Origin of the sequence: Variovorax sp. CF313 (genome assembly GCF_000282635.1) — a bacterium.
Lineage (GTDB): Bacteria > Pseudomonadota > Gammaproteobacteria > Burkholderiales > Burkholderiaceae_C > Variovorax.
Map to the genome: position 1 here is coordinate 1 of NZ_AKIW01000170.1, position 19,473 is coordinate 19,473.

17 protein-coding genes are annotated in these 19,473 nt (G+C 69.1%); 9 read left to right on the forward strand and 8 right to left on the reverse strand.

Annotated features, from left to right (window positions below; translation table 11 throughout):
• The first annotated feature begins 212 nt into the window (after positions 1-212).
• From PMI12_RS27375 to fdhD, 4 genes are all read left to right on the forward strand, one after another.
• Entirely contained in the window at positions 213-1,004 is a 792-nt protein-coding gene (locus PMI12_RS27375) for an ABC transporter ATP-binding protein (RefSeq protein ID WP_007839219.1), read from the forward strand.
• 84 nt (positions 1,005-1,088) lie between these two features.
• Positions 1,089-3,449: an FdhF/YdeP family oxidoreductase gene (locus PMI12_RS27380; RefSeq protein ID WP_007839220.1), complete on the forward strand. Its 2,361-nt coding sequence runs from the start codon at positions 1,089-1,091 to the stop codon at positions 3,447-3,449.
• Positions 3,446-3,736: a hypothetical protein gene (locus PMI12_RS27385; protein WP_007839221.1), complete on the forward strand. Its 291-nt coding sequence runs from the start codon at positions 3,446-3,448 to the stop codon at positions 3,734-3,736. Before PMI12_RS27380 ends, PMI12_RS27385 begins: the two co-directional genes overlap by 4 nt.
• Positions 3,737-3,767: 31 nt before the next feature.
• Positions 3,768-4,694 (forward strand): formate dehydrogenase accessory sulfurtransferase FdhD, encoded by a 927-nt coding sequence (fdhD, locus tag PMI12_RS27390; RefSeq protein WP_007839222.1) that lies wholly within the window; start codon positions 3,768-3,770, stop codon positions 4,692-4,694.
• On the opposite strand, the gene mnmH is transcribed toward fdhD, so the two are convergent.
• From mnmH to PMI12_RS27415, 5 genes are all read right to left on the reverse strand, one after another.
• Positions 4,628-5,698, reverse strand: coding sequence for a tRNA 2-selenouridine(34) synthase MnmH (gene mnmH, locus PMI12_RS27395; protein WP_007839223.1), 1,071 nt, complete (start codon positions 5,696-5,698; stop codon positions 4,628-4,630). The genes fdhD and mnmH overlap by 67 nt on opposite strands.
• A gap of 121 nt (positions 5,699-5,819) precedes the next feature.
• The gene (gene phnE / locus PMI12_RS27400; RefSeq protein ID WP_007839224.1) at positions 5,820-6,620 is read right to left on the reverse strand and encodes a phosphonate ABC transporter, permease protein PhnE; all 801 of its coding nucleotides are present in this window, start codon (positions 6,618-6,620) and stop codon (positions 5,820-5,822) included.
• Positions 6,617-7,447 carry a PhnE/PtxC family ABC transporter permease gene (locus PMI12_RS27405; RefSeq protein ID WP_007839229.1) on the reverse strand — a complete coding sequence of 277 codons (831 nt, stop codon included), beginning with the start codon at positions 7,445-7,447 and terminating at the stop codon, positions 6,617-6,619. The genes phnE and PMI12_RS27405 overlap by 4 nt, the downstream gene beginning before the upstream one ends.
• Positions 7,444-8,259, reverse strand: a complete 816-nt coding sequence (locus PMI12_RS27410) for a phosphonate ABC transporter ATP-binding protein (protein WP_007839230.1) — start codon at positions 8,257-8,259, stop codon at positions 7,444-7,446. Before PMI12_RS27410 ends, PMI12_RS27405 begins: the two co-directional genes overlap by 4 nt.
• A gap of 142 nt (positions 8,260-8,401) precedes the next feature.
• Positions 8,402-9,262: a putative selenate ABC transporter substrate-binding protein gene (locus PMI12_RS27415; RefSeq protein ID WP_007839231.1), complete on the reverse strand. Its 861-nt coding sequence runs from the start codon at positions 9,260-9,262 to the stop codon at positions 8,402-8,404.
• Positions 9,263-9,345: 83 nt separating this feature from the next.
• Here PMI12_RS27415 and selD point away from each other — a divergent pair, with 83 nt between their 5' ends.
• A complete protein-coding gene (selD, locus tag PMI12_RS27420; RefSeq protein WP_007839232.1) occupies positions 9,346-10,413 on the forward strand; it encodes a selenide, water dikinase SelD in 1,068 nt (355 codons plus the stop codon).
• Between the two features lie 84 nt (positions 10,414-10,497).
• On the opposite strand, the gene PMI12_RS27425 is transcribed toward selD, so the two are convergent.
• Positions 10,498-10,725: a hypothetical protein gene (locus PMI12_RS27425; protein WP_007839233.1), complete on the reverse strand. Its 228-nt coding sequence runs from the start codon at positions 10,723-10,725 to the stop codon at positions 10,498-10,500.
• A 204-nt stretch (positions 10,726-10,929) separates the two neighbouring features.
• On the opposite strand from PMI12_RS27425, the gene PMI12_RS27430 reads away from it, so the two are divergent.
• Together PMI12_RS27430 and PMI12_RS27435 are read left to right on the forward strand one after the other, a co-directional pair.
• The gene (locus PMI12_RS27430; RefSeq protein WP_007839234.1) at positions 10,930-13,446 is read left to right on the forward strand and encodes an ABC transporter permease; all 2,517 of its coding nucleotides are present in this window, start codon (positions 10,930-10,932) and stop codon (positions 13,444-13,446) included.
• 89 nt (positions 13,447-13,535) lie between these two features.
• Positions 13,536-15,122 carry an AAA family ATPase gene (locus PMI12_RS27435; RefSeq protein WP_007839235.1) on the forward strand — a complete coding sequence of 529 codons (1,587 nt, stop codon included), beginning with the start codon at positions 13,536-13,538 and terminating at the stop codon, positions 15,120-15,122.
• Here PMI12_RS27435 and PMI12_RS27440 read toward each other — a convergent pair whose 3' ends face one another.
• A complete protein-coding gene (locus tag PMI12_RS27440) occupies positions 15,123-16,049 on the reverse strand; it encodes a LysR family transcriptional regulator (RefSeq protein ID WP_007839236.1) in 927 nt (308 codons plus the stop codon). It lies immediately after the preceding gene.
• A gap of 107 nt (positions 16,050-16,156) precedes the next feature.
• Here PMI12_RS27440 and PMI12_RS27445 point away from each other — a divergent pair, with 107 nt between their 5' ends.
• On the forward strand, positions 16,157-17,668 hold the full coding sequence (locus PMI12_RS27445) for an MFS transporter (RefSeq protein WP_007839237.1): 1,512 nt from the start codon (positions 16,157-16,159) through the stop codon (positions 17,666-17,668).
• Between the two features lie 7 nt (positions 17,669-17,675).
• Here PMI12_RS27445 and PMI12_RS27450 read toward each other — a convergent pair whose 3' ends face one another.
• Positions 17,676-18,572: a LysR family transcriptional regulator gene (locus PMI12_RS27450; protein ID WP_007839239.1), complete on the reverse strand. Its 897-nt coding sequence runs from the start codon at positions 18,570-18,572 to the stop codon at positions 17,676-17,678.
• 123 nt (positions 18,573-18,695) lie between these two features.
• On the opposite strand from PMI12_RS27450, the gene PMI12_RS27455 reads away from it, so the two are divergent.
• Positions 18,696-19,439 carry an SDR family oxidoreductase gene (locus PMI12_RS27455; protein ID WP_007839241.1) on the forward strand — a complete coding sequence of 248 codons (744 nt, stop codon included), beginning with the start codon at positions 18,696-18,698 and terminating at the stop codon, positions 19,437-19,439.
• Positions 19,440-19,473: the final 34 nt, after the last annotated feature.

Here is a 19,473-nt window from a genome sequence, read left to right on the forward strand (position 1 = left end):
AAGGCACCCCATCGGCGTGAGCGTTGGACAGAGCAGTCGTTGATCGGCGGTACACCAGCAGCGTGCCCTGTGCGCAGGGCACCGGGTGCTCCCCGCAGCGAAATAAAGGAGGAGCGAAGCGGGGGACATTCGCGGAGGGGAGTACCCGGTGGCCTGCGCACGCACCCCGGAACGAAACGCGTATCACGCCCCAGAACGCCGGAGCAGCAAGGATGATCGATGTCGACCTGAAGCTCACGGTAGCCGACGGCCGCCGGCGTTTCGATCTGGCCGTGCGTTTCGCCACGGACGTGCCCTTCGCCGCGCTCTACGGCCCTTCGGGTGCAGGCAAGTCGCTGACCTTGCAGGCCATTGCCGGCCTGCTGCATCCCAGCGCCGGCCACGTGCGGCTCGACGGTCGCACGCTGTACGACGCGGCCCAGGGCATCGACGTGCCCGCACCGGCGCGGCGCATCGGCTACCTGTTCCAGCACTACGCACTGTTCCCGCACCTGAGCGTGCGCGAGAACGTGGGCTTCGGCTTGACCGCATGGCACCGTCGCAAGCCGGCCGCCAAAGACGCCGAGCGCGTGCAGGCCCTGCTCGAAAGCTTCGGCCTCGGGGCGCTGGCCGACAGCCGGCCGCAGAACCTCTCGGGCGGCCAGCAGCAGCGCGTGGCGCTCGCGCGCGCGCTGGCCTGCGAGCCGCAGGTGCTGCTGCTCGACGAACCCTTCGCCGCGCTCAACCCCATGCTGCGCGCGGAGTTGCGCAACGAACTCGCGCAAGTGCGCAGGCAATGGGGCATTCCCGTGCTGATGATCACGCACGACATCGAGGACGTGCTCGCGCTGGCTGACGTGGCCTTTGTCTACAAGGACGGGCAGGTGGTGCGCGAGATCGACCTGCGCACGGCTGAAAGCCGCGACTTCGCGTTGCGCGAGATCGCCGGCGTGCAGGCTGTGGAAGAGACGCCGCTGCGCAGCAAGTTGCGTGGGCTGCTGATGCAAGACACGCGAGGCGCCTGAGACCTCGCTTCATTTCCTTTTTGAATCGCCGCATGTCCCGATTCAATTTGACGCTCCGCAGGCCCACGGCGAACACTCGCCGGCATGAGCAGTGAGCAGAAGATCGAGTTTTACAAGGGCCCCGCGGGCGGTTGGGGCGCATTGCGCAGCGTGACCAACGCGCTGCTGCGGCAGGACATTCCCATCAAGGGCGCGAAGACGCTGCTCTCGGCCAACCAGCCGGACGGTTTCGACTGCCCGGGCTGCGCCTGGCCCGACCGCAACCATGCCTCCACGTTCGAGTTCTGCGAGAACGGCGTCAAGGCCGTGGCGGCCGAAGCCACTGCGCGGCGTGCCGGCCCGGAACTCTTTGCAAAGCACACCGTGGCGCAACTGGCCGAGCAGAGCGATTTCTGGCTCGAGGACCAGGGCCGCCTCACGCACCCGATGGCGTACGACGCGGCCAGCGACAAGTACGTGCCGATCGAATGGGACGACGCCTTCGCGCGCATCGCGAAGCACCTGAACGCGCTGCCTGATCCGGACCAGGCCATCTTCTATACCTCGGGCCGCGCGAGCAACGAGGCCGCCTTCCTCTACCAGCTGTTCGTGCGCGAGTACGGCACCAACAATTTTCCCGACTGCTCGAACATGTGCCACGAGCCCAGCGGCAGCGGCATGCGCCCGCAGTTCGGCGTGGGCAAGGGCACGGTCACGCTCGATGACTTCGAGAAGGCCGACGCGATCTTCATCTTCGGCCAGAACCCCGGCACCAACCATCCGCGCATGCTCGGCGAATTGCGCGCGGCCTCGAAGCGCGGCGCGCGCATCGTGAGCTTCAACCCGCTGCGCGAGCGCGGGCTGGAGCGCTTCGCCGATCCGCAGGACAAGCTCGAGATGGCGACCATGGGCTCCACGCCCATCAGCACGCACTACTTCCAGCTGCGCGTGGGCGGCGACTTTGCCGCCGTCAAGGGGATGATGAAGCACGTCGTCGAGCGCGAGGACGCAGCCGTGGCGCGCGGCGAGCCTCCGGTGCTCGACCATGAATTCATCGCCACGCACACCACCGGCTTCGAGGCTCTGGCGGCCGACCTGCGTGCCGAGTCGTGGGACATCCTGGTGCAGGAGTCGGGGCTGAGCGAAGCGCAGATCCGCGCCGCGGCCGACGTGTACCTGGGTGCGAAGAGGGTCATCGCCTGCTGGGGCATGGGCATCACGCAGCACCAGCATTCGGTGGCCACCATCCAGATGATCGGCAACTGGCTCATGCTGTGCGGCCACATGGGGCGCGAAGGCGCGGGCGCCTGCCCGGTGCGCGGCCACAGCAACGTGCAGGGCGACCGCACCATGGGTATCTGGGAAAAGCCGCCTGCCGCGCTGCTCGATCGGCTGCAGCAGGTGTTCGGTTTCGAGCCGCCGCGCCGCAATGGCGTCGACACGGTCGAGGCCATACAACTCATGCTCGAGGGCAAGGGCAAGGTGTTCTTCGCGCTCGGCGGCAACTTCGCGGCGGCCACGCCCGACACCTACCAGACCTGGAAGGGCCTGCAGAAGTGCGACCTCACGGTGCACGTGACCACCAAGCTCAACCGCAGCCACGTGATCCACGGGCGCGAGGCGATCATTCTGCCGTGCCTGGGGCGCACCGAGATCGACATGCAGGCCGGCGGCCCCCAGGGCGTGACGGTGGAAGACTCGATGAGCATGGTGCACATCTCGATGGGCATCAACCCGCCCGCGTCGGAGCACCTGCTGTCCGAGCCGGCCATCGTGGCGCGGCTTGCTGACGCCACCCTCGGCGCGCGCAGCAAGACGCCGTGGCTGTCGCTGATCGAAGACTACGCCCGCATCCGCGACAAGATCGAAGCCGTGTTCGACGACTTCAAGGATTTCAATGCGCGTGTCGCGCACCCCGGCGGCTTCCGCCTGCGCAACACCGCGAGCGAGCGGGTGTGGAACACCGCGTCGAAGAAGGCCGTGTTCTTCACGCACGCCGTGCCGCTGGACACCCATTCGCACCGCGCCCGCGCGCGCTTTGCGAAGAAGGGCGACACCATCGTCTTCACGCTGCTGACCACGCGTTCGCACGACCAGTACAACACCACCATCTACGGCATGGACGACCGCTACCGCGGCGTGTTCGGCCAGCGTCGCGTGGTCTTCATCAACGCCGAGGACATCCGGGCGCTGGGCATGAAGGACGGCGACTGGGTCGATCTGCAGACGGTGTGGAACGACGGCCAGGAGCGCCGCGCCGACCGTTTCAGGCTGGTGGCGTACGACATCCCGCGCGGCAACCTCGCGGCCTACTACCCCGAAACGAACCCACTGGTGCCGCTGTCGTCGGTGGCCGAGAACGCGGGCACGCCGACTTCCAAGTCCATTCCCGTGGTGCTGGTGCCGCACGAGCTGCCGATCCAGAAACTGGCGGAGGACGAAGCCGACGGCATGGTGGCGGCATGAGTGCCCTGCTGCAGGACAGCCTGTCGGTGGCCATCCTGCGCATGCTCGCGCAGGAGCCCGACGGCACCGGCGTCTCGCTGCCGCGCCTGGGCAAGCGGCTAGGGCAGGGCGCCAGCGTGCTGATGCGCCGGCTCACGCTGATGGGCGATGCGGCCATCGGCGGCGTGCGCGGCCCCGGCTGGGTGCGGGTGGTGCAGTACGACGACCGCTGGGTGGCACACCTCCAGGCGCCCGGACGGGCCCAGGTGCAAACGCTGCCGCCCCTTGCGGACGAGAACCGCGACTGAGCAGACAATGGCAGGCCCACCCGGAGCCACCATGTCGAAGCCAGACCTCGCCAATCTCGCCGATCCCGAAGACGCCCTGCCGCCGCTTTCGCGGCACGCCGTGCATGTCTTCGGCGAGCGCGGCGTTGCGCCCGAAGGCGTGGTGCGCGACGACACGCTGGCGGCCGAAGTGCCGGTGGCGCTGGTGTTCAACGGCGTCTCGCATGCGGTGATGATGGCCACGCCGCAAGACCTCGAAGCCTTCGCGCTCGGCTTCGCACTGAGCGAAGGCATCCTCGACACCGCGGCCGACTGCCGCGGCGTCGAGGCGCGCACGGTCGATGCCACCGACGCGGGCCTGCCCGAAGGCATGCCCGGCATCGAGGTGCAGCTCGAGATTTCCACGCGCAGCTTCGAGCGCCTGAAAGACCGCCGCCGCAGCCTCGCGGGTCGTACCGGCTGCGGCGTGTGCGGTGTCGAGAGTTTCGCGGGGCTGGACCTCACGCCGCAGCGCGTGCCGCCGCGCGACTGGATCGAGCGCATCGATCTGGCCACCGTGCTGCGCGCCTTCGCCGCCATGCCGCCGCGCCAGATCCTCAACGCCGAAGCCGGCGCGATCCATGCCGCCGCATGGGCCACGATCGATGGCGAGCTCACCGACCTGATGGAAGACGTCGGCCGCCACAACGCGCTCGACAAGCTGCTCGGCAAGCTCGCGCTGGCGGGCCGCCTCGAGGAGCCGGGCTTCGTGCTGATGTCCAGCCGCGGCAGCCACGAACTGGTGCGCAAGTGCGCGCGCCTGGGCATTGCGGCGATGGCGACCATCTCCGCGCCGACCTCGATGGGTGTGCGCATGGCCGAGCTCAGCGGCCTGCGTTTCTGGGGCCTGTGCCGCGCACCGCGCGGCGTGCTCTATGCCGACGGGCTCGCAGGTTCGCCGAGCGCCAGCACTGCATCGGCCACCGCCTCGATGCCCTGATCCGACAGGTCGGGCGCCGCCACGCGCTGGCGCTGCGCCCAGGCGCGGAAGTGCAGCTCCTGCGATTTCTGGTAGTGCGGGTCGTAGTGCAGCGCCATCAGTTCCGCGAACAGGTGCGGCAGGTCGGCCTCGTGTGCCCACTGCTGCCAGCGCGCCACCGTTTCCTTGCCCTGCAGTTCCTTCAGCACGCCGAGCTTGTCGGCCAGCGCGTTGCGGTCGTCGCCCAGGTAGGCGTAGTCGCGCAGCAGGTAGACCAGTCGCGCCTCGGGCGTGGCGGACACCTCGATGCACGGCGCCGCGCGCATCTGCGCCACCAGCGACAGTGGCAGCGACAGCCGCCCGATGCGAATGCTCTCGCCCTCGACGTACAGCGGGCGCGACAGGTCGATGGTTTCGAGCACGGCCGCGATGCGCGTCTCGAAATGCTTTTGCGACGGCTGCGGCACGCCCGGCAGCGAACCCAGCAGCGAGCCCTTGTGGCTGGCGAAATCTTCGAGGTCGAGCACCTGCGCACCGCGCGCGGCCAGCGCATGCAGCACGCGGGTCTTCGCGCTGCCGGTGGCGCCGCAGATCACGCGCAGGTCGAGCTTGGGCGTCAGCGCGTCGATTTGCGAGATCACATGCCGGCGAAAGCTCTTGTAGCCGCCCGCGAGTTGCTGCGCATCCCACCCGACGAGACGAAGCCAGGTGACCATCGAGCCGCTGCGCATGCCGCCGCGCCAGCAGTAGACCAGCGGCTTCCAGTTCTCGGGCCGGTCGGCCAGCGTCTCGCGCAGGTGCCTGGCGATGTTGGCCGCGACCATCGCGCCGCCGATGCGCCGGGCCTCGAAGGCGCCGGTCTGCACATAGACGGTGCCGACGATGTGCCGCTCCTCGTCGTCGAGCACGGGGCAGTTGATGGCGCCGGGAATGTGGTCGAGCGCGAACTCGGCCGGCGAGCGGGCGTCGATCAGCGTGTCGAAGGCGTGGCGGTCGGCGACTCGTACGGGCTGGCGGTGACTCATGGCTGGAACCTCATGGGCTCGATTGTCGGTCTTGCTGTTCGGGGTGCGTGCACAGGGCCCCGGGTGCTCCCCTGCGCGAATGTCCCCCGTCGGCGTGATCGCACCCCTGACCGGGAGCGCATCAAGCGTAAGCAGGCCCCAGCCCCTTGCGCAACCGAGCGCTGGCAAGGTCGACAAAGGTGACCAGCACGAACATCGCGATCAGCACCGTCATCGCCTGCTGTTGCTGGAAGATCGACAGGTGGAAGTACAGCAGCAGCCCCAGCCCGCCGCCGCCCACGAAGCCCAGCACGGCCGCCATGCGGATGTTCATCTCCCATCGGTAGAGCGTGTAGGCCACCCATTGCGGCAGCACGATGGGCAGGCTCGCGTAGCTGAAGGCGGTGACCGCGTTGGCGCCCGAGAGCGTGAGCGCGTGCTCGGGTTCGCGCGGTGCGTTTTCCAATGCTTCGGCGAAGAGGCGGCCCAGCACGCCCGTGGTGTGCAGCGACAGGGCCAGCGCGCCGGCGAATGGGCCGATGCCCGCGGCCAGCACCATCAGCGCGGCCCACACGAGTTCGGGCACGCTGCGCAGGAAGTTGAGGACGAATCGCGCCACGTGGCGCGGCAGCCAGCCGGTGCGGCCCGATGCAGGCAGCGCAAGCACCGCACCCGCAATGGCCGCCAGCACCGTACCGAGGGCCGACACCGCCAGTGTCTGCAAGGCACCGTTGCCCACCTTGGCGAGGAAGTCCGGCGAGAGGTCGGGCGGGAAGAACTCGGCGATGAACTTGCCCATGAGCCGAAGCGACTCCGACGAGCCGAGCGCGCGGTAGTCGATGCCCAGGTAGACAAAGCTCGCGGCCACCGCCGCGCCGATCAGCAGCAGCGCGATGCGGCAGCGCCAGCACGGCGGCGGGCGCGGGGGCAGCGGCGTCGTCATGCCAGCAGCCTCCGCAGTGCATTGCTCAGCAGGTCGGCCAGCAGCACCAGCGCGAGGAACACCAGCAGGATGCTGCTGGCCTCGCCGCCGTTGAGCATCTTCATCGACTGGTCCATCAGCTGCCCCAGCCCGCCAGCGCCGACGAAGCCCATCACCACCGAGGCGCGCACCGCGCATTCCCAGCGGTAGACGGTGTACGAAGCGAGCTCCTGCGCCGTGTTCGGCAGCAGGCCGTAGCACAGCGCCGCGACCCGGCCGCTGCCGCTTTCGAGCAGGGCGCGCGCGGGGCGCGTGTCGGTCGATTCGAGGATCTCGGCGTAGACCTTGCCCAGCATGCCGCCGTAGGTGATGGCCAGCGCCAGCACGCCCGAGGCGGGGCCGAGCCCGAGCGCGCGCACGAACAGCAGCGCCCAGACGATTTCCGGAATGGCGCGCAGCACCATCAGCAGCCAGCGCGCGGCCTGCCGCACGATGCCCGCCTGCACGCGGCCGGGCCCGGGGCCGATGCGCGAGATGGACAGCGCGCGCGTCGTCACGAAGCCGAGCGGCGCACCGATCAGCAGCGCCAGTGCGGTGCCGGCCGTGGCCATCGCCAGCGTTTCGAGCGTGGCCTTGAAGAGCATCGCGAGGAATGCGGGCGAGCCTTCGGGCGGAAAGAAGCCCGCCAGGAATCCGCCGATGACGGCGAGGTTGCCGCTGCCGAACAGCGCCCACGGCTTGAACTCCGACAGCGCCAGCATCGGCCACGCGATGACGAGCGCGGCGATCCACCCGGCCAGCCGGCGTGCCGCATGCGGGTCGCGCTGCGCGATGGCGTTCGAGCTCAAGGGCAGTCCGGCCGGTGGAAGGCCGCCTCCATCGCAGCGCCCGCCGGCAGCGGCCGCTGCATGGCGATGCCGCCTTCGCTCGCATACAGCGTGTCGAGCATCGCGGCCGTGACTTGCGCGGCAGGCAGGTCGAACATCACCTGCCCGTTGCGCATGCCGACGATGCGCGGGAACCAGCGCAGCGCCAGGTCCACCGCATGCAGCGAGGCCACCAGCGTGGCCCCTGTCGATTCGCTTTGCGCAACGAGCTGGCCGACGGCGGCGTCGGCCAGCGTGGGGTCGAGCGCGGACACGGGTTCATCGGCCAGCAGCAGGGCGGGGCGCTGGTACAGGGCGCGCGCGATGCCGACGCGCTGCAGCTGCCCGCCCGAGAGGCGGTCGCAGCGGTCGAACAGACGGTCTTCCATGGCCAGCCGCGACAGCGCTTCGTGCGCGCCGGCAATGTCCGAGGGATAGAACAGCGAACCCAGCGCGCGCAGCGTGGACCATTCGCCGAGCCGGCCCGTGAGCACGGCGGTGACTACGCGCAGGCGTGGCGCGATCGGTGGCGCCTGGTGCACGGTGCCGATGCGGGCGCGCAGCTTCTTCAGCGCTGCGGCCGGCAACTGCCAGGGCTGTGCGCCCAATGCCTGCACTGCGCCCTCCGTGGGCCGCAGCGCCGCACCGAGTACGCGCAGCAGCGTGGTCTTGCCGGCACCCGAAGGGCCGATGACGGCGATGCATTCGCCGTCCTGCGCGGCGAGGGTCACTCCGGCCAGCGCGCGCTGGCCGTTGGCGTGGACCACGCCGATGGCATCGAGGGAGAAGCTCACGCTGCGGGGCTTTCGGGGGGCGTTCCCTCACCCCAACCCTCTCCCGCGAGCGGGAGAGGGAGAGGGAGAGGGAGAGGGAGAGGGAGCCAAAACCAACGGCCGGACCCTGTATAGGATGAGGGTGCCCCCGCCTTCCAGAAAATCACTTGATCAAACCCGCCGACTTCCCCGCCGTCTCGATCCCGTCGTAGTTCGACGACTTGGTCGGGATGAACTTGCTCGCACGTTGCAGCGCCATGATTTCCTTGTGCGCCGGGTTCGCCGGATCGAGCTTCAGGAACGCGTCGGTCAGCTTCTTCTGCAGCGTGGCGTCCATGCCCGGGCGCACCGTCCAGTTGTAGTCGTAGTAGGTCGGCGTGGTCGCCAGCACGCGCACCTTGGCGGCGTTGGGGTTCTTCGACTCGACCAGCTTGTCCCACACCGATGCGTTGAGCACGCCTGCCTCGGCGCGCGATGCGGCCACGAAGGCCACGGTGGCGTCGTGCGCGCCCGAGAAGGCGACCGTCTTGAAGTCCTTCTCGGGGTTGATGCCGGCCTGCAGCAGGAAGTAGCGCGGCATCAGGCTGCCCGAGGTGGACGAGGGCGCGCCGAAGGCGAAGGTCTTGCCCTTCAGGTCGGCCAGGGTCTTCGCGGTGCTGTCCACCGGCACGATGAACTTGCTGGTGAACACCTCGTCTTCTGCGCGCTGCACGATCGGCACCGCGCCGCCGTTGGTGCGAATGCGCGCCTGCACGAAGGTGAAGCCGCCGAGCCAGGCCAGGTCGATCTTGTTGGTGGCCAGGCCCTCGACCACTGCTGCATAGTCGGTCACGGGCGTGAACTGCACGTCCATGCCGGTCTCCTTCTTGAGGTAGTCGCCCAGCGGGGTGAACTTGCGCTGCAGCTCGGTGGGCGCCTCGTCGGGAATGGCCGAGACGCGCAGCAGGCCCTGGGCGAGGGCGCCGAAGCTGGCGACGGAAACGGCGAGCGCGAGCGCCAGCTGGGTGAGAGTTGTCTTCTTCATGGATGTGCCTCGAAAACGTGCAGCGGGTACGGGAAAGGTAAGGACGGGATTGTAGAAAGCGGGGCCGCTTCGATAATCGGCCCATGAACCCAACGCTCATGAACCCGCTCGCGCCCTTGCGCCTCACGAGTTTTTCGCACGGCGGTGGCTGTGGCTGCAAGATCGCGCCCGGCGTGCTGTCGCAGATCCTGAAGAACCACGCCGGCGGCATGATTCCGCCCGAACTCATGGTGGGCATCGAGACCGCCGACGACGCGGCTGTGTACAGGCTCAACGACCAGCAGGCACTGATCGCGACCACCGACTTCTTCATGCCCATCGTGGACGATCCCTACGAGTTCGGCCGCATCGCCGCGACCAACGCGATCAGCGACGTGTACGCGATGGGCGGCCGGCCGATCATGGCGCTGGCCCTGGTGGCCATGCCGATCAACCAGCTGCCGGTGGAAGTCATCGCAGAGATCGTACGCGGCGGGCAGGACGTGTGCCGCTCAGCTGGCATCCCGATTGCCGGCGGCCACACCATCGATTCGGTCGAACCGATCTACGGCCTCGTCGCGATGGGTCTGGTGCACCCGGACCGCGTGCGGCGCAATGCCGATGCGAAGGCGGGCGACGTGCTGGTGCTGGGCAAGCCGCTGGGCGTGGGCGTGCTGTCGGCCGCGCTCAAGAAGGAGCAACTGTCCGAGACGGGCTACCGCCAGCTGATCGAGAACACGACGAAGCTCAACACGCCGGGCATCGCGCTGTCGGCGCTCGACGGCGTGCACGCACTGACCGACGTCACGGGCTTCGGGCTGGCGGGCCACACGCTCGAACTGGCGCGCGGCGCAAAGCTGAGGGCGGTGGTCGAGTGGTCGAAGGTGCCGTTGCTCGACAACGTGGTGGCGATGGCTGGCGCAGGATTCGTGACTGGCGCCTCGGGGCGCAACTGGGCGGGTTATGGCGCAGAGATCGAACTCGCAGCCGGCCTGCCGGCCACCGCGCAGAACTTGCTGAGCGATCCGCAGACATCGGGCGGCCTGCTCGTGAGCTGTGCGCCCGAAGCGGTCGATGCGGTGCTGAAGATCTTCCGCGACGAAGGCTTTGCGCGAGCGGCGGTCATAGGCCGTGTGGAGGCTGGTGAACCCTCGTTGCGCGTGATTTCGTAGCCCCCGGGCATTTCTCCCACCCCTTCCGGGGGAGGGAAGGGGTGGGGGCAAGCGGCGCTCGATAGCTGGATCTGGCGGCCGGCGCTACTTGGGCGCCGCAGCGTCGCCGCCGCTCGGCGCGGGTGCCGCGCCGCCGGAGGAACTGCCGCCATTCGGGCCGCTCATGCCGCCGACACCGGAGTCGGCGGGCCTGACGCCCGCCGGGCTCGCGCCGGTCACCTTCGGTGCGGGGGGTTTGGGATCGCAGGCACTGGCCAGCACACCTGCAACCAGGCACAGGCCGACGATCTGCAAGCGCTGGCATCGTGGCATAGACACTCCTTGAGGAAGGATGGTCCGACAAACAAACTGGCTGTTTTTCTTGCCTCGTCCTTCGCTCGCCGAAGGCCCGGTTTGCGACAGAACGGGGTGTGTTTGTCGCATCATGCGGCAGCATCCAGTCGGGATCAAGGGGCGCAAGGGCGCAATAACCCTTGGAGCCGGCCGTGCCCCCGACTGTCGGCTATCGTTCGCGCCATGAATGCCTCCCTCCGCCTGGGTTGGCGCACGCTCTGGCGCGACCTGCGCGCCGGCGAGCTGCGCCTGTTGATCGTCGCCGTGCTGCTGGCCGTGGCTGCGCTCACGGCCGTCGGCTTCTTCGCCGACCGGCTGCAGGGTGGGCTGAAGCGCGATGCGCGCCAGTTGCTGGGCGGCGATGCGGTGATCGTCAGCGACAACCCGACCCCCGCTGCCTTCGTGGCGCAGGCCAGGGCGCTCGGCCTGGAAGGTTCCGGCACCTACGGCTTCCCGACCATGGCCCGGGCCGAAGATGCGCAGGGCGGCGCCAGCAAGCTGGTGGCGCTCAAGGCCGTGGCCGCGGGCTATCCGCTGCGCGGCAGCCTTTTGACCTCGGCCACCCTCGAAGGCCCCGGCAAGGCGACGCGAGACATCCCACCGCCGGGCGAGGTGTGGGTCGATGCCTCGCTGCTCGACTCGCTCGCGCTCAAGGTCGGCGACACGCTGCTGCTTGGCGATGCCGGCCTGCGCGTCGGCCGCGTCATCACGCTGGAGCCCGACCGCGGCGCCGGCTTCATGAGCTTCTCGCCGCGCGTGATGATCAACCAGGCCGACGTCGCGCGCACTGCGCTCGTGCAGCCGGCCAGCCGTGTCGGCTACCGCTATGCGGTGGCGGGCAGCGACGCGGCGGTGAAGCGTTTTTCCGACTGGGCCGACGCCACCATCAAGAAGGGCGAGCTGCGCGGCGTGCGGCTCGATTCCTTCGAGGGCGGCCGGCCCGAGATGCGCCAGACGCTGGACCGCGCCGAGAAATTCCTGAGCCTGGTCGCGCTGCTCGCCGCTCTGCTGTCGGCCGTGGCGGTGGCGCTGGCCGCGCGCGGCTTCGCGGCCAGCCACCTCGACGACTGCGCGATGCTGCGCGTGCTGGGCCAGAGCCAGCGCACCATCGCCGTCGCCTATGCCTTCGAGTTCGCGGTGATCGGCATCGTGGCCAGCGCGCTCGGCGTGGCGATCGGCTTCGCGGTGCACTACGTGTTCGTGCTGCTGCTGGCCGGGCTGGTCGAAACCGCGCTGCCCGCAGCCACGCTGTGGCCGGTGGCCTTCGGACTGGGCATGGGGCTCACGCTGTTGTTCGCCTTCGGCCTGCCGCCGGTGCTGCAACTGGCCCGCGTGCCGCCGCTGCGCGTGATCCGGCGCGATGTCGGCGGCCTCAAGCCCGCTTCGCTCGCGGTGCTGGGTGTCGGCGTCGCGGGCTTCGCGGCGCTGCTGATGGCGGCCAGCAGCGACATCAAGCTGGGCCTCATTGCCGTCGGCGGCTTCGCGGGCGCGGTGGCCGTGTTCGCGCTCCTGAGCTGGCTCGCTGTGAAGGTGCTGCGCCGCAGCGTCAACGAAACCACCGCGCCGCGCTGGCTGGTGCTGGCCACGCGGCAGATCTCGGCGCGGCCGGCGTATGCGGTGGTGCAGGTCAGTGCGCTGTCGGTGGGGCTGCTGGCGCTGGTGCTGCTGGTGCTGCTGCGCACCGACCTCGTCGCGAGCTGGCGCCAGGCCACGCCGCCCGACGCGCCGAACCGCTTCGTCATCAACGTCATGCCCGACCAGAGCGACGCCTTCCAGAAGTCGCTGCGTGATGCGGGCGTGCGCAAGTTCGACTGGTATCCCATGATCCGCGGCCGCCTCGTGGCCATCAACGACAAGCCGGTGTCGCCCGACGACTACGCCGAGGACCGCGCCAAGCGGCTGGTGGACCGCGAGTTCAACCTCAGCAACAGCGTGGCTGCACCTGCGCACAACAGCATCACGGCCGGCAAGTGGACGCCGGATGCAGCCGGCGAAGTGAGCGTGGAAGAGGGCCTGGCCGAGACACTCGGCCTCAAGCTCGGCGACTCGCTGCGCTTCGACATCGGCGGCACGCAGAGCGAGGCGCGCATCACCTCGCTGCGCAAGGTCGACTGGGGCTCGATGCATGCCAACTTCTTTGTCATGTACACGGTGGCTTCGCTGGCCGATGTGCCCACCACCTACATGGGCGCCTTCCGCGCGCCCGAGACGCGGGGCTTCGACAACGCGCTGGTGCGCAGCTATCCGAACGTCACCAACGTGGACATGAGCGCCACCATCAACCAGGTGCAGCGTGTGCTCGACCAGGTGATCCGCGCGGTCGAATTCCTGTTCGGCTTCACGCTCGCGGCCGGGCTGGTGGTGCTGTTCGCGGCTGTCACGGCCACGCGCGAGGAGCGCGCGCGCGAGTTCGCGGTGATGCGCGCGGTGGGCGCGCGTGCCAGCCTGCTGCGGCAGGTGCAGCGCGCCGAGCTGGCGGGTGTCGGCCTGCTTGCGGGTTTTCTCGCGAGCATCGTGGCTTCGGCGATCGGCTGGGCCCTGGCGCGCTATGTGTTCGAGTTCACGTGGAGGGCCTCGCCCATCGTGCCGGTGGCCGGTGCGCTGGCCGGCGCGGTGCTCGCGCTGGGAGCCGGATGGTGGGGCCTGCGCGACGTGCTGCGCCGCCCGGTGGTCGACACGCTGCGCCGCGCTGCCGAGTAGCAAACTTTTTCTTCGGATTCGGGCCGGACGGGGCCGGGGAATGCAATACATTCCCCGGCCCCGTATTCAATTCAGAAGAAGCTTTCTACATGCGCTTGGCGTCATTCCAGATCACCAACTTTCGCTCGATCAACGACAGCGGCCTCATCGATTCCACACAGCAGATCACGGCGGTCCTCGGACGGAATGACAGCGGTAAATCGAACCTGCTGCGCGCACTCCACAGCCTGAACCCGGCAGAGGGCCTGGCCGAACTCAGCCCCATCAAGGACTTCCCGCGCCACCGGCGGCTCGAGGAGTGCACTGGCGAAACGCCGGTCGTCTTCGCGCGCTGGAGCCTCGACGAAAGCGAGCAGGCCGAGCTGGCCGGGATCCTGCCGCGCGCGGCGGGCGTGCGCCACGTCACGGCGGCCCGCGGCTATGCCGCCGCGCGCCGGGCCGGGCTCGAAGGGCTCAATGCGCTGTCGCTCGACGTGAGCGACATCAAGGGCAAGGTCCGCAAGATCGTGCCGGCCGTCAAGGCCGCCGCCGAGAAGGTCGCCGAGGAAGCGAAGGCAACGCTCGAGCAGGAGGCCGACACCTTCGACGCCGCGATGATCATGAGCCCCGACTACATCAAGTGGTCGGCCGGCGCGGTCAAGGCGGCGCAGGCCCTGCGCAAGGCGCTGGCCGCGGCGGGTGCCGAACTCAGCGACAAGCAGGAGCAGATGCTGGCCGAGCTGGAAGACATGGCCCTGTCCATCTCCAACGACACGCCCGCGCTCGCCCGCGCGCAGGCCTGGGTGCTCGAGAAGCTGCCGCGCTTCATCTACGTCGACGAGTACCCGGCGCTGCCCGGCCGCCAGAACATCGCCGAGTACCTTGGGCGCCAGGGCTGGGGGCAGCTCACGCTCGCGCAGCAGAGCTTCGGCAAGCTGTGCAAGGTCGCGGGGCTCGATCCGCAGCAGCTGCAGGACTTGCTGGAAAAGAACGACCAGGCCACGCGCAACCAGCTCGCCAATCGCGCGGGCTCGGTGGTGACGGCCGAGGTCCGCCGCTTGTGGAAGGACCGTGCGCTGAAGGTGCGCTTCAACCTCGACGGGCAGTACCTCGACACGCTGGTGTCCGACCCGAACGGCGCCTACGAGGTCGAAGTGAACCTCGACGAGCGCAGCCGCGGCTTCCAGTGGTTCTTCTCGTTCTACATCGCGTTCTTTGCTGACACGAAGGGCGGGCGTGCGGAAGACGCGGTGCTGCTGCTGGACGAACCCGGGCTGCACCTGCACCCGCACTCGCAGGCCGACCTGCTGGCGCACTTCGAGAAAGACTTCGGCAACCAGATCATCTACACCACGCACTCGCCGTTCATGGTGCCTGCGCATCGGCTCGACTCGGTGCGCACGGCCAGCCTCGGCGAGACCAGCGGCACCACTGTGAGCAATGCCGCGGAGGGCGACGAGCGCACGCTGTTCCCGCTGAAGGCTGCACTGGCACTGAGCCGGCTTGGGAGCGAGCCGGTGGAGGTGGAGGCCGCGAAGGCCGTGGCTGTGAAGGCGGAGCCGACGAAGCCGGCGGCTGCAAGAACGGTGACTGCAGAGGGCGTGAAGCCTGTCAGGGCGGCCAAGCCCGTGGAGGTGATGCCTGCCGCCGTGGCCGCGCCTGCCGAGGCGGTCGCCGAGCAGGTGGAACCGGGCTGATCATCCGCGCGCGGCCTGCCTCGTGACCGGGGTGGGCGGGACTTCGTCGCCCTCCTTGAACATCCGCTCCCCCGCAAAGTCCACAAACGCCCGCACCTTCGGCGACAACTGCCGGCTCGACGGCCACAGCGCCGAGAACTGCCCCTGCCGCACGAGGTGCGTGGCCAGCACGCGCTGAAGCTCGCCGCGGTACAGCGAATCGCGCGCCAGGAAGTCGGGCATGTAGGCCACGCCGAGTCCGGCCACGGCCGCGCCCAGCATGGCTTCCATGTTGTTGCACAGCAGGCCGGGCGGCAGTTGCGCGGGCAGCCCGGGCAGGTCCCATTCCTCGACCTTGCCGCCGGTCACGAACTTGTAGCGCAGGCAGGCGTGCTGTATCAGGTCGGCCGGCACCTGCGGCACGCCGTGGCGTTCGAGATAAGCCGGTGAGGCCACCAGCACGAACTGGAACGGGCCGAGCCGCCGCGCCACCAGTTGCGAATCGACCAGGTCGCCGCTGCGGATGGCTACATCGACGCCCTCGGCGATCACGTCGACCAGCCGGTCGTTGAAGTCGAGGTCAAGCTCGATCTCGGGGTAGCGCGCCTTGAAGTCCGGAAGGATCGGCAGCAGGAAGCGGTAGCCGATGGTCGGCAGGCTCACGCGCAGCCGGCCGCGCGGGGCGGCGACGGCGTCTTGCATCATGGCGCGCGCATCGTCCAGCTCGTCGAGGATGCGGCGGCAGCGCTCGTGGAAGAGCGCGCCTTCCTGCGTCAGCCGCGTGTGGCGCGTGGTGCGGTTGAAAAGGCGCACGCCGAGCTGCTGTTCGAGCCGTGCGACATTCTTGCCCACCGCCGAAGCCGAGATGCCCAGCTGCCGGCCGGCCTTGGCAAAGCTCAGCTGGTCGGCCGCGCGCACGAAAGATTCGAGTCCGCTGAAGCTGTCCATGGATTAGCAACCCTGGGTTGGGAGTGTGAGGATCAATGGCGTCATTTTCATTCCATTGATTCCTTTCTATCTTCTGTGGCTTCCTTTCTCCTGCGTGAAAGCCTTCGATGTCCACGTCTTCCCCCAACAAGAACTGGCTGCTGGCCGCCGTCTGCCTGGCAGCGCTGGGCATGCCGCTGAGCTTCACCGGCCCGGCGGTGGTGCTGCCCGCGGTCCGCGATGCGCTGGGCGGCAGCCCGGTGCAACTCAACTGGGTGACCAACGCCTTCATGCTGAGCTTCGGCGCCACGCTGATGGCGGCCGGGGCGCTGGCCGATGCCTATGGGCGCAAGCGCGTGTTCCTGCTGGGGCTCGCGGTGGTGGCGCTGAGCAGCTCGCTGCTGACGCTGGCCCCGGGCATCGTCGCCTTCGATCTGGCGCGGGCCCTGCAGGGGCTGGGCTCGGCCGCGGCCTTCGCGGCGGGCACGGCCGCGCTGGCGCAGGTGTTCGACGGCGCGGCGCGCACGCGGGCCTTCAGCCTGATCGGCACTTCGTTCGGCGTGGGGCTGTCGTGCGGCTCCATCCTCTCGGGCTGGCTCGCCGAGAGCTTCGGCTGGCAGGCGGTGATGCTGAGCCCCGGCGCGGTCAGCCTCGTGGCGCTGTGCATCGCCGCGCCGAGCATGCGCGAGTCGCGCAATCCGGATGCCATGGGGCTCGACATGCCGGGCACAGCGACTTTCACCGCTGCGCTGAGCCTGCTGACGCTCGGCGTGCTGCAGGCGCCCGACAGCGGCTGGGGCAGCCCGTGGGTGCTTTGCGCGCTGGCGGGCGCGGCGCTGATGGGCGCGGCCTTCATCGCCATCGAGCGGCGCGTGGCGCATCCGATGCTCGATCTGTCGCTGTTCCGTTTTCCGCGCTTCGTGGGCGTGCAACTGCTGGCTGCCGCGCCGGCCTATGGCTTCGTCGTGCTGCTGGTGCTGTTGCCGATCCGCTTCATCGGGCTGGAAGGGCGCAGCGCGATCGAGGCGGGGACTTTCATGTTCGCGCTCTCGGGGCCGATCCTCGTCGTGCCGACGCTGGCGGCATCGCTCGCACGGCGGTTCTCGGCGGGTGTGATTTCGGCCGTGGGGCTGCTGGTGTGCGCGGCGGGGCTGTTCTGGCTCAGCCGCTGCGCGCCGGGCACGCCGCTGCACGACATCGTGTGGCCGCTGTTGTTGATCGGCGCCGGCATCGGCCTGCCGTGGGGCTTGATGGACGGGCTGGCCGTGAGCGTGGTGCCGCGCGAGCGTGCGGGCATGGCATCGGGCATCTTCAACACCGTGCGAGTGGCGGGGGAGGGGATTGCGCTGGCGCTGGTCGGGGCCGGACTGACTGCACTTGTGACGGCGCAACTGGGGCATGCCGCCGCCGCATCGCAGGCGGCGCAGCGCGTCACGACCGGGAACATGTCGCAGGCGCTGGCTCTGCTGCCCGGCATGGACCGCGCGGCGCTGCTGCATGCCTACGGCGCCGCATTCGGCACGCTGCTTTGCGTGCTGGCAGGCGTGACGGTGGTGACGGCGCTGGTGGTGTTCGCGTTCCTGCGTGGCGAGACACAGGCCGAGGCTGGTGCCGTGGCGCTGGAGTCGACGGCCTGTTGAGACCTGCTCAGGCTTGCGCGGCCGCCTCGAAGATGTCGCGCAGCCATTGCGTGAACACTCGCACCCGCGACGACAGCTGCCGGTTCTGCGCGTACAGCACCGAGATCGGCATCGGCGGTGGCGCGAAGCCGGGCAGCAGCACCTTCAGCCGCCCGTCTGCAAGTTCGCTGGCCACGCGATAGCGCGGCACCTGCACCAGCCCCAGGCCCGCGACGGCCGAGCCGGTGTACAGGTCGGCGCCCGTCACCGAGACGATGCCGCCGAGCTGCACGCTCGTCACCCGCCCGTCGACCGTGAATTCGAGCGGCACTGCCTTGCCCGTGGCGCTGGAGATGTAGTGGATGGCGCGGTGCGCCGACAGCGCTTCCACGCTCTCGGGCTCGCCGTGCTGCGCCAGGTAGGCCGGGCTCGCGACCGTGACCTGCGGCAGCAGCGCCACGCGCCGCCCGACCATCGATGAATCTTGCAGCGTGCCCGCGCGCAGGACGCAGTCGACGCCTTCGCGCACCAGGTCGACCAGCCGGTCGTCTTCGCCGATGTGCAGTTCCAGGTCGGGATATCGCGCCAGGAACGCCGGCAGCGCGGGCACGACGAAATGCCGTGCCAGCGTGCCCTGCAGGTTCACGCGCAGCAGGCCCTTGGGCGCCTCGTCGCGGAACAGGCCCTCGGCCTCTTCGACATCGGCCAGCAGCCGCACGCAGCGGCGGTAGTAGGCCTCGCCGTCCTGCGTGAGGCGCACGGTGCGGGTGGTGCGCTCCAGCAGCCGGGTTCCCAGGCGCTGCTCCACGCGCTTGATCAGGTTGGTGACGGTGGCGCGCGGAATCTGCAGGTCTTCGGACGCCTGCGTGAAGCTCTGGCGCTCGGCGATGCGCACGAAGGCCAGCATTTCCTGGAAGCGGTCCATGGCCGGGCTCCGAATCTATTGTTGAAGTAAATGGAATAGTAATGGCGATTAAAGGCTAATTATCTTTAGGTTGGAACAGTCGATCATTCGTCTCACCAACCAACCACTGCAAAGGAAACAGCCATGAACAAGCCCTCCAATTCCAAAGTCGCCCTCGTCACCGGCGCATCGCGCGGCATCGGCGCCGCCATTGCGTGGCGTCTCGCCAAGGACGGCTTCGCGGTCGCCGTCAACTACGCGTCGAGCCCGGCGCAGGCCGACGCCCTCGTCGCCGAACTGCAGGCCGCCGGCGGCAAGGCTCTCGCGGTCAAGGCCGACGTGGCCAGCGCCAGCGAAGTGCGCGCCATGTTCGACGCCGTCGAGGCGCAGCTCGGCAAGGTCGACGTGCTGGTCAACAACGCCGGCGTGCTCAAGACCGTGCCGCTGGCCGAGCACACGGACGCGCTCTACGACCAGACCTTCGACATCAACGTGCGCGGCACCTTCAACACGCTGCGCGAAGCCGCCACGCGCCTCAACGAGGGCGGGCGCGTCGTCAACTTCTCGAGCACCACGCTCGCGCTGAACATGCCCGGCTATGCGATCTACAACGCCACCAAGGCGGCGGTCGAGGCCTTCACGCACGTCTTCGCCAAGGAGCTGCGCGGCCGAAACATCACGGTGAATGCCGTGGCGCCGGGCCCGATCGCCACCTCGCTGTTCCTCGACGGCAAGACCGACGAACAGATCCAGACCTTCGCCAGGATGCCGCCGCTGCAGCGCCTCGGCCAGCCCGAGGACATCGCCTCGGTGGTGGCCTTCCTCGCCGGCCCGGACGCGGGCTGGGTCAACGGGCAGGTCCTGCGCGCCAACGGCGGCGTGGCCTGAGCCATTCGCTTTCTCGGATCAACCCAACCCATAC

Coding starts and splice junctions, on each gene's coding strand:
- PMI12_RS27440 (WP_007839236.1), bottom strand. CDS start 16,049: ATGGACAGCTTCAGCGGACTCGAATCTTTCGTGCGCGCGGCCGACCAG.
- PMI12_RS27455 (WP_007839241.1), top strand. CDS start 18,696: ATGAACAAGCCCTCCAATTCCAAAGTCGCCCTCGTCACCGGCGCATCG.
- PMI12_RS27415 (WP_007839231.1), bottom strand. CDS start 9,262: ATGAAGAAGACAACTCTCACCCAGCTGGCGCTCGCGCTCGCCGTTTCC.
- PMI12_RS27450 (WP_007839239.1), bottom strand. CDS start 18,572: ATGGACCGCTTCCAGGAAATGCTGGCCTTCGTGCGCATCGCCGAGCGC.
- mnmH (WP_007839223.1), bottom strand. CDS start 5,698: ATGAGTCACCGCCAGCCCGTACGAGTCGCCGACCGCCACGCCTTCGAC.
- PMI12_RS27380 (WP_007839220.1), top strand. CDS start 1,089: ATGAGCAGTGAGCAGAAGATCGAGTTTTACAAGGGCCCCGCGGGCGGT.
- PMI12_RS27430 (WP_007839234.1), top strand. CDS start 10,930: ATGAATGCCTCCCTCCGCCTGGGTTGGCGCACGCTCTGGCGCGACCTG.
- PMI12_RS27425 (WP_007839233.1), bottom strand. CDS start 10,725: ATGCCACGATGCCAGCGCTTGCAGATCGTCGGCCTGTGCCTGGTTGCA.
- PMI12_RS27435 (WP_007839235.1), top strand. CDS start 13,536: ATGCGCTTGGCGTCATTCCAGATCACCAACTTTCGCTCGATCAACGAC.
- fdhD (WP_007839222.1), top strand. CDS start 3,768: ATGTCGAAGCCAGACCTCGCCAATCTCGCCGATCCCGAAGACGCCCTG.
- PMI12_RS27385 (WP_007839221.1), top strand. CDS start 3,446: ATGAGTGCCCTGCTGCAGGACAGCCTGTCGGTGGCCATCCTGCGCATG.
- phnE (WP_007839224.1), bottom strand. CDS start 6,620: ATGACGACGCCGCTGCCCCCGCGCCCGCCGCCGTGCTGGCGCTGCCGC.
- PMI12_RS27375 (WP_007839219.1), top strand. CDS start 213: ATGATCGATGTCGACCTGAAGCTCACGGTAGCCGACGGCCGCCGGCGT.
- PMI12_RS27445 (WP_007839237.1), top strand. CDS start 16,157: ATGTCCACGTCTTCCCCCAACAAGAACTGGCTGCTGGCCGCCGTCTGC.
- selD (WP_007839232.1), top strand. CDS start 9,346: ATGAACCCAACGCTCATGAACCCGCTCGCGCCCTTGCGCCTCACGAGT.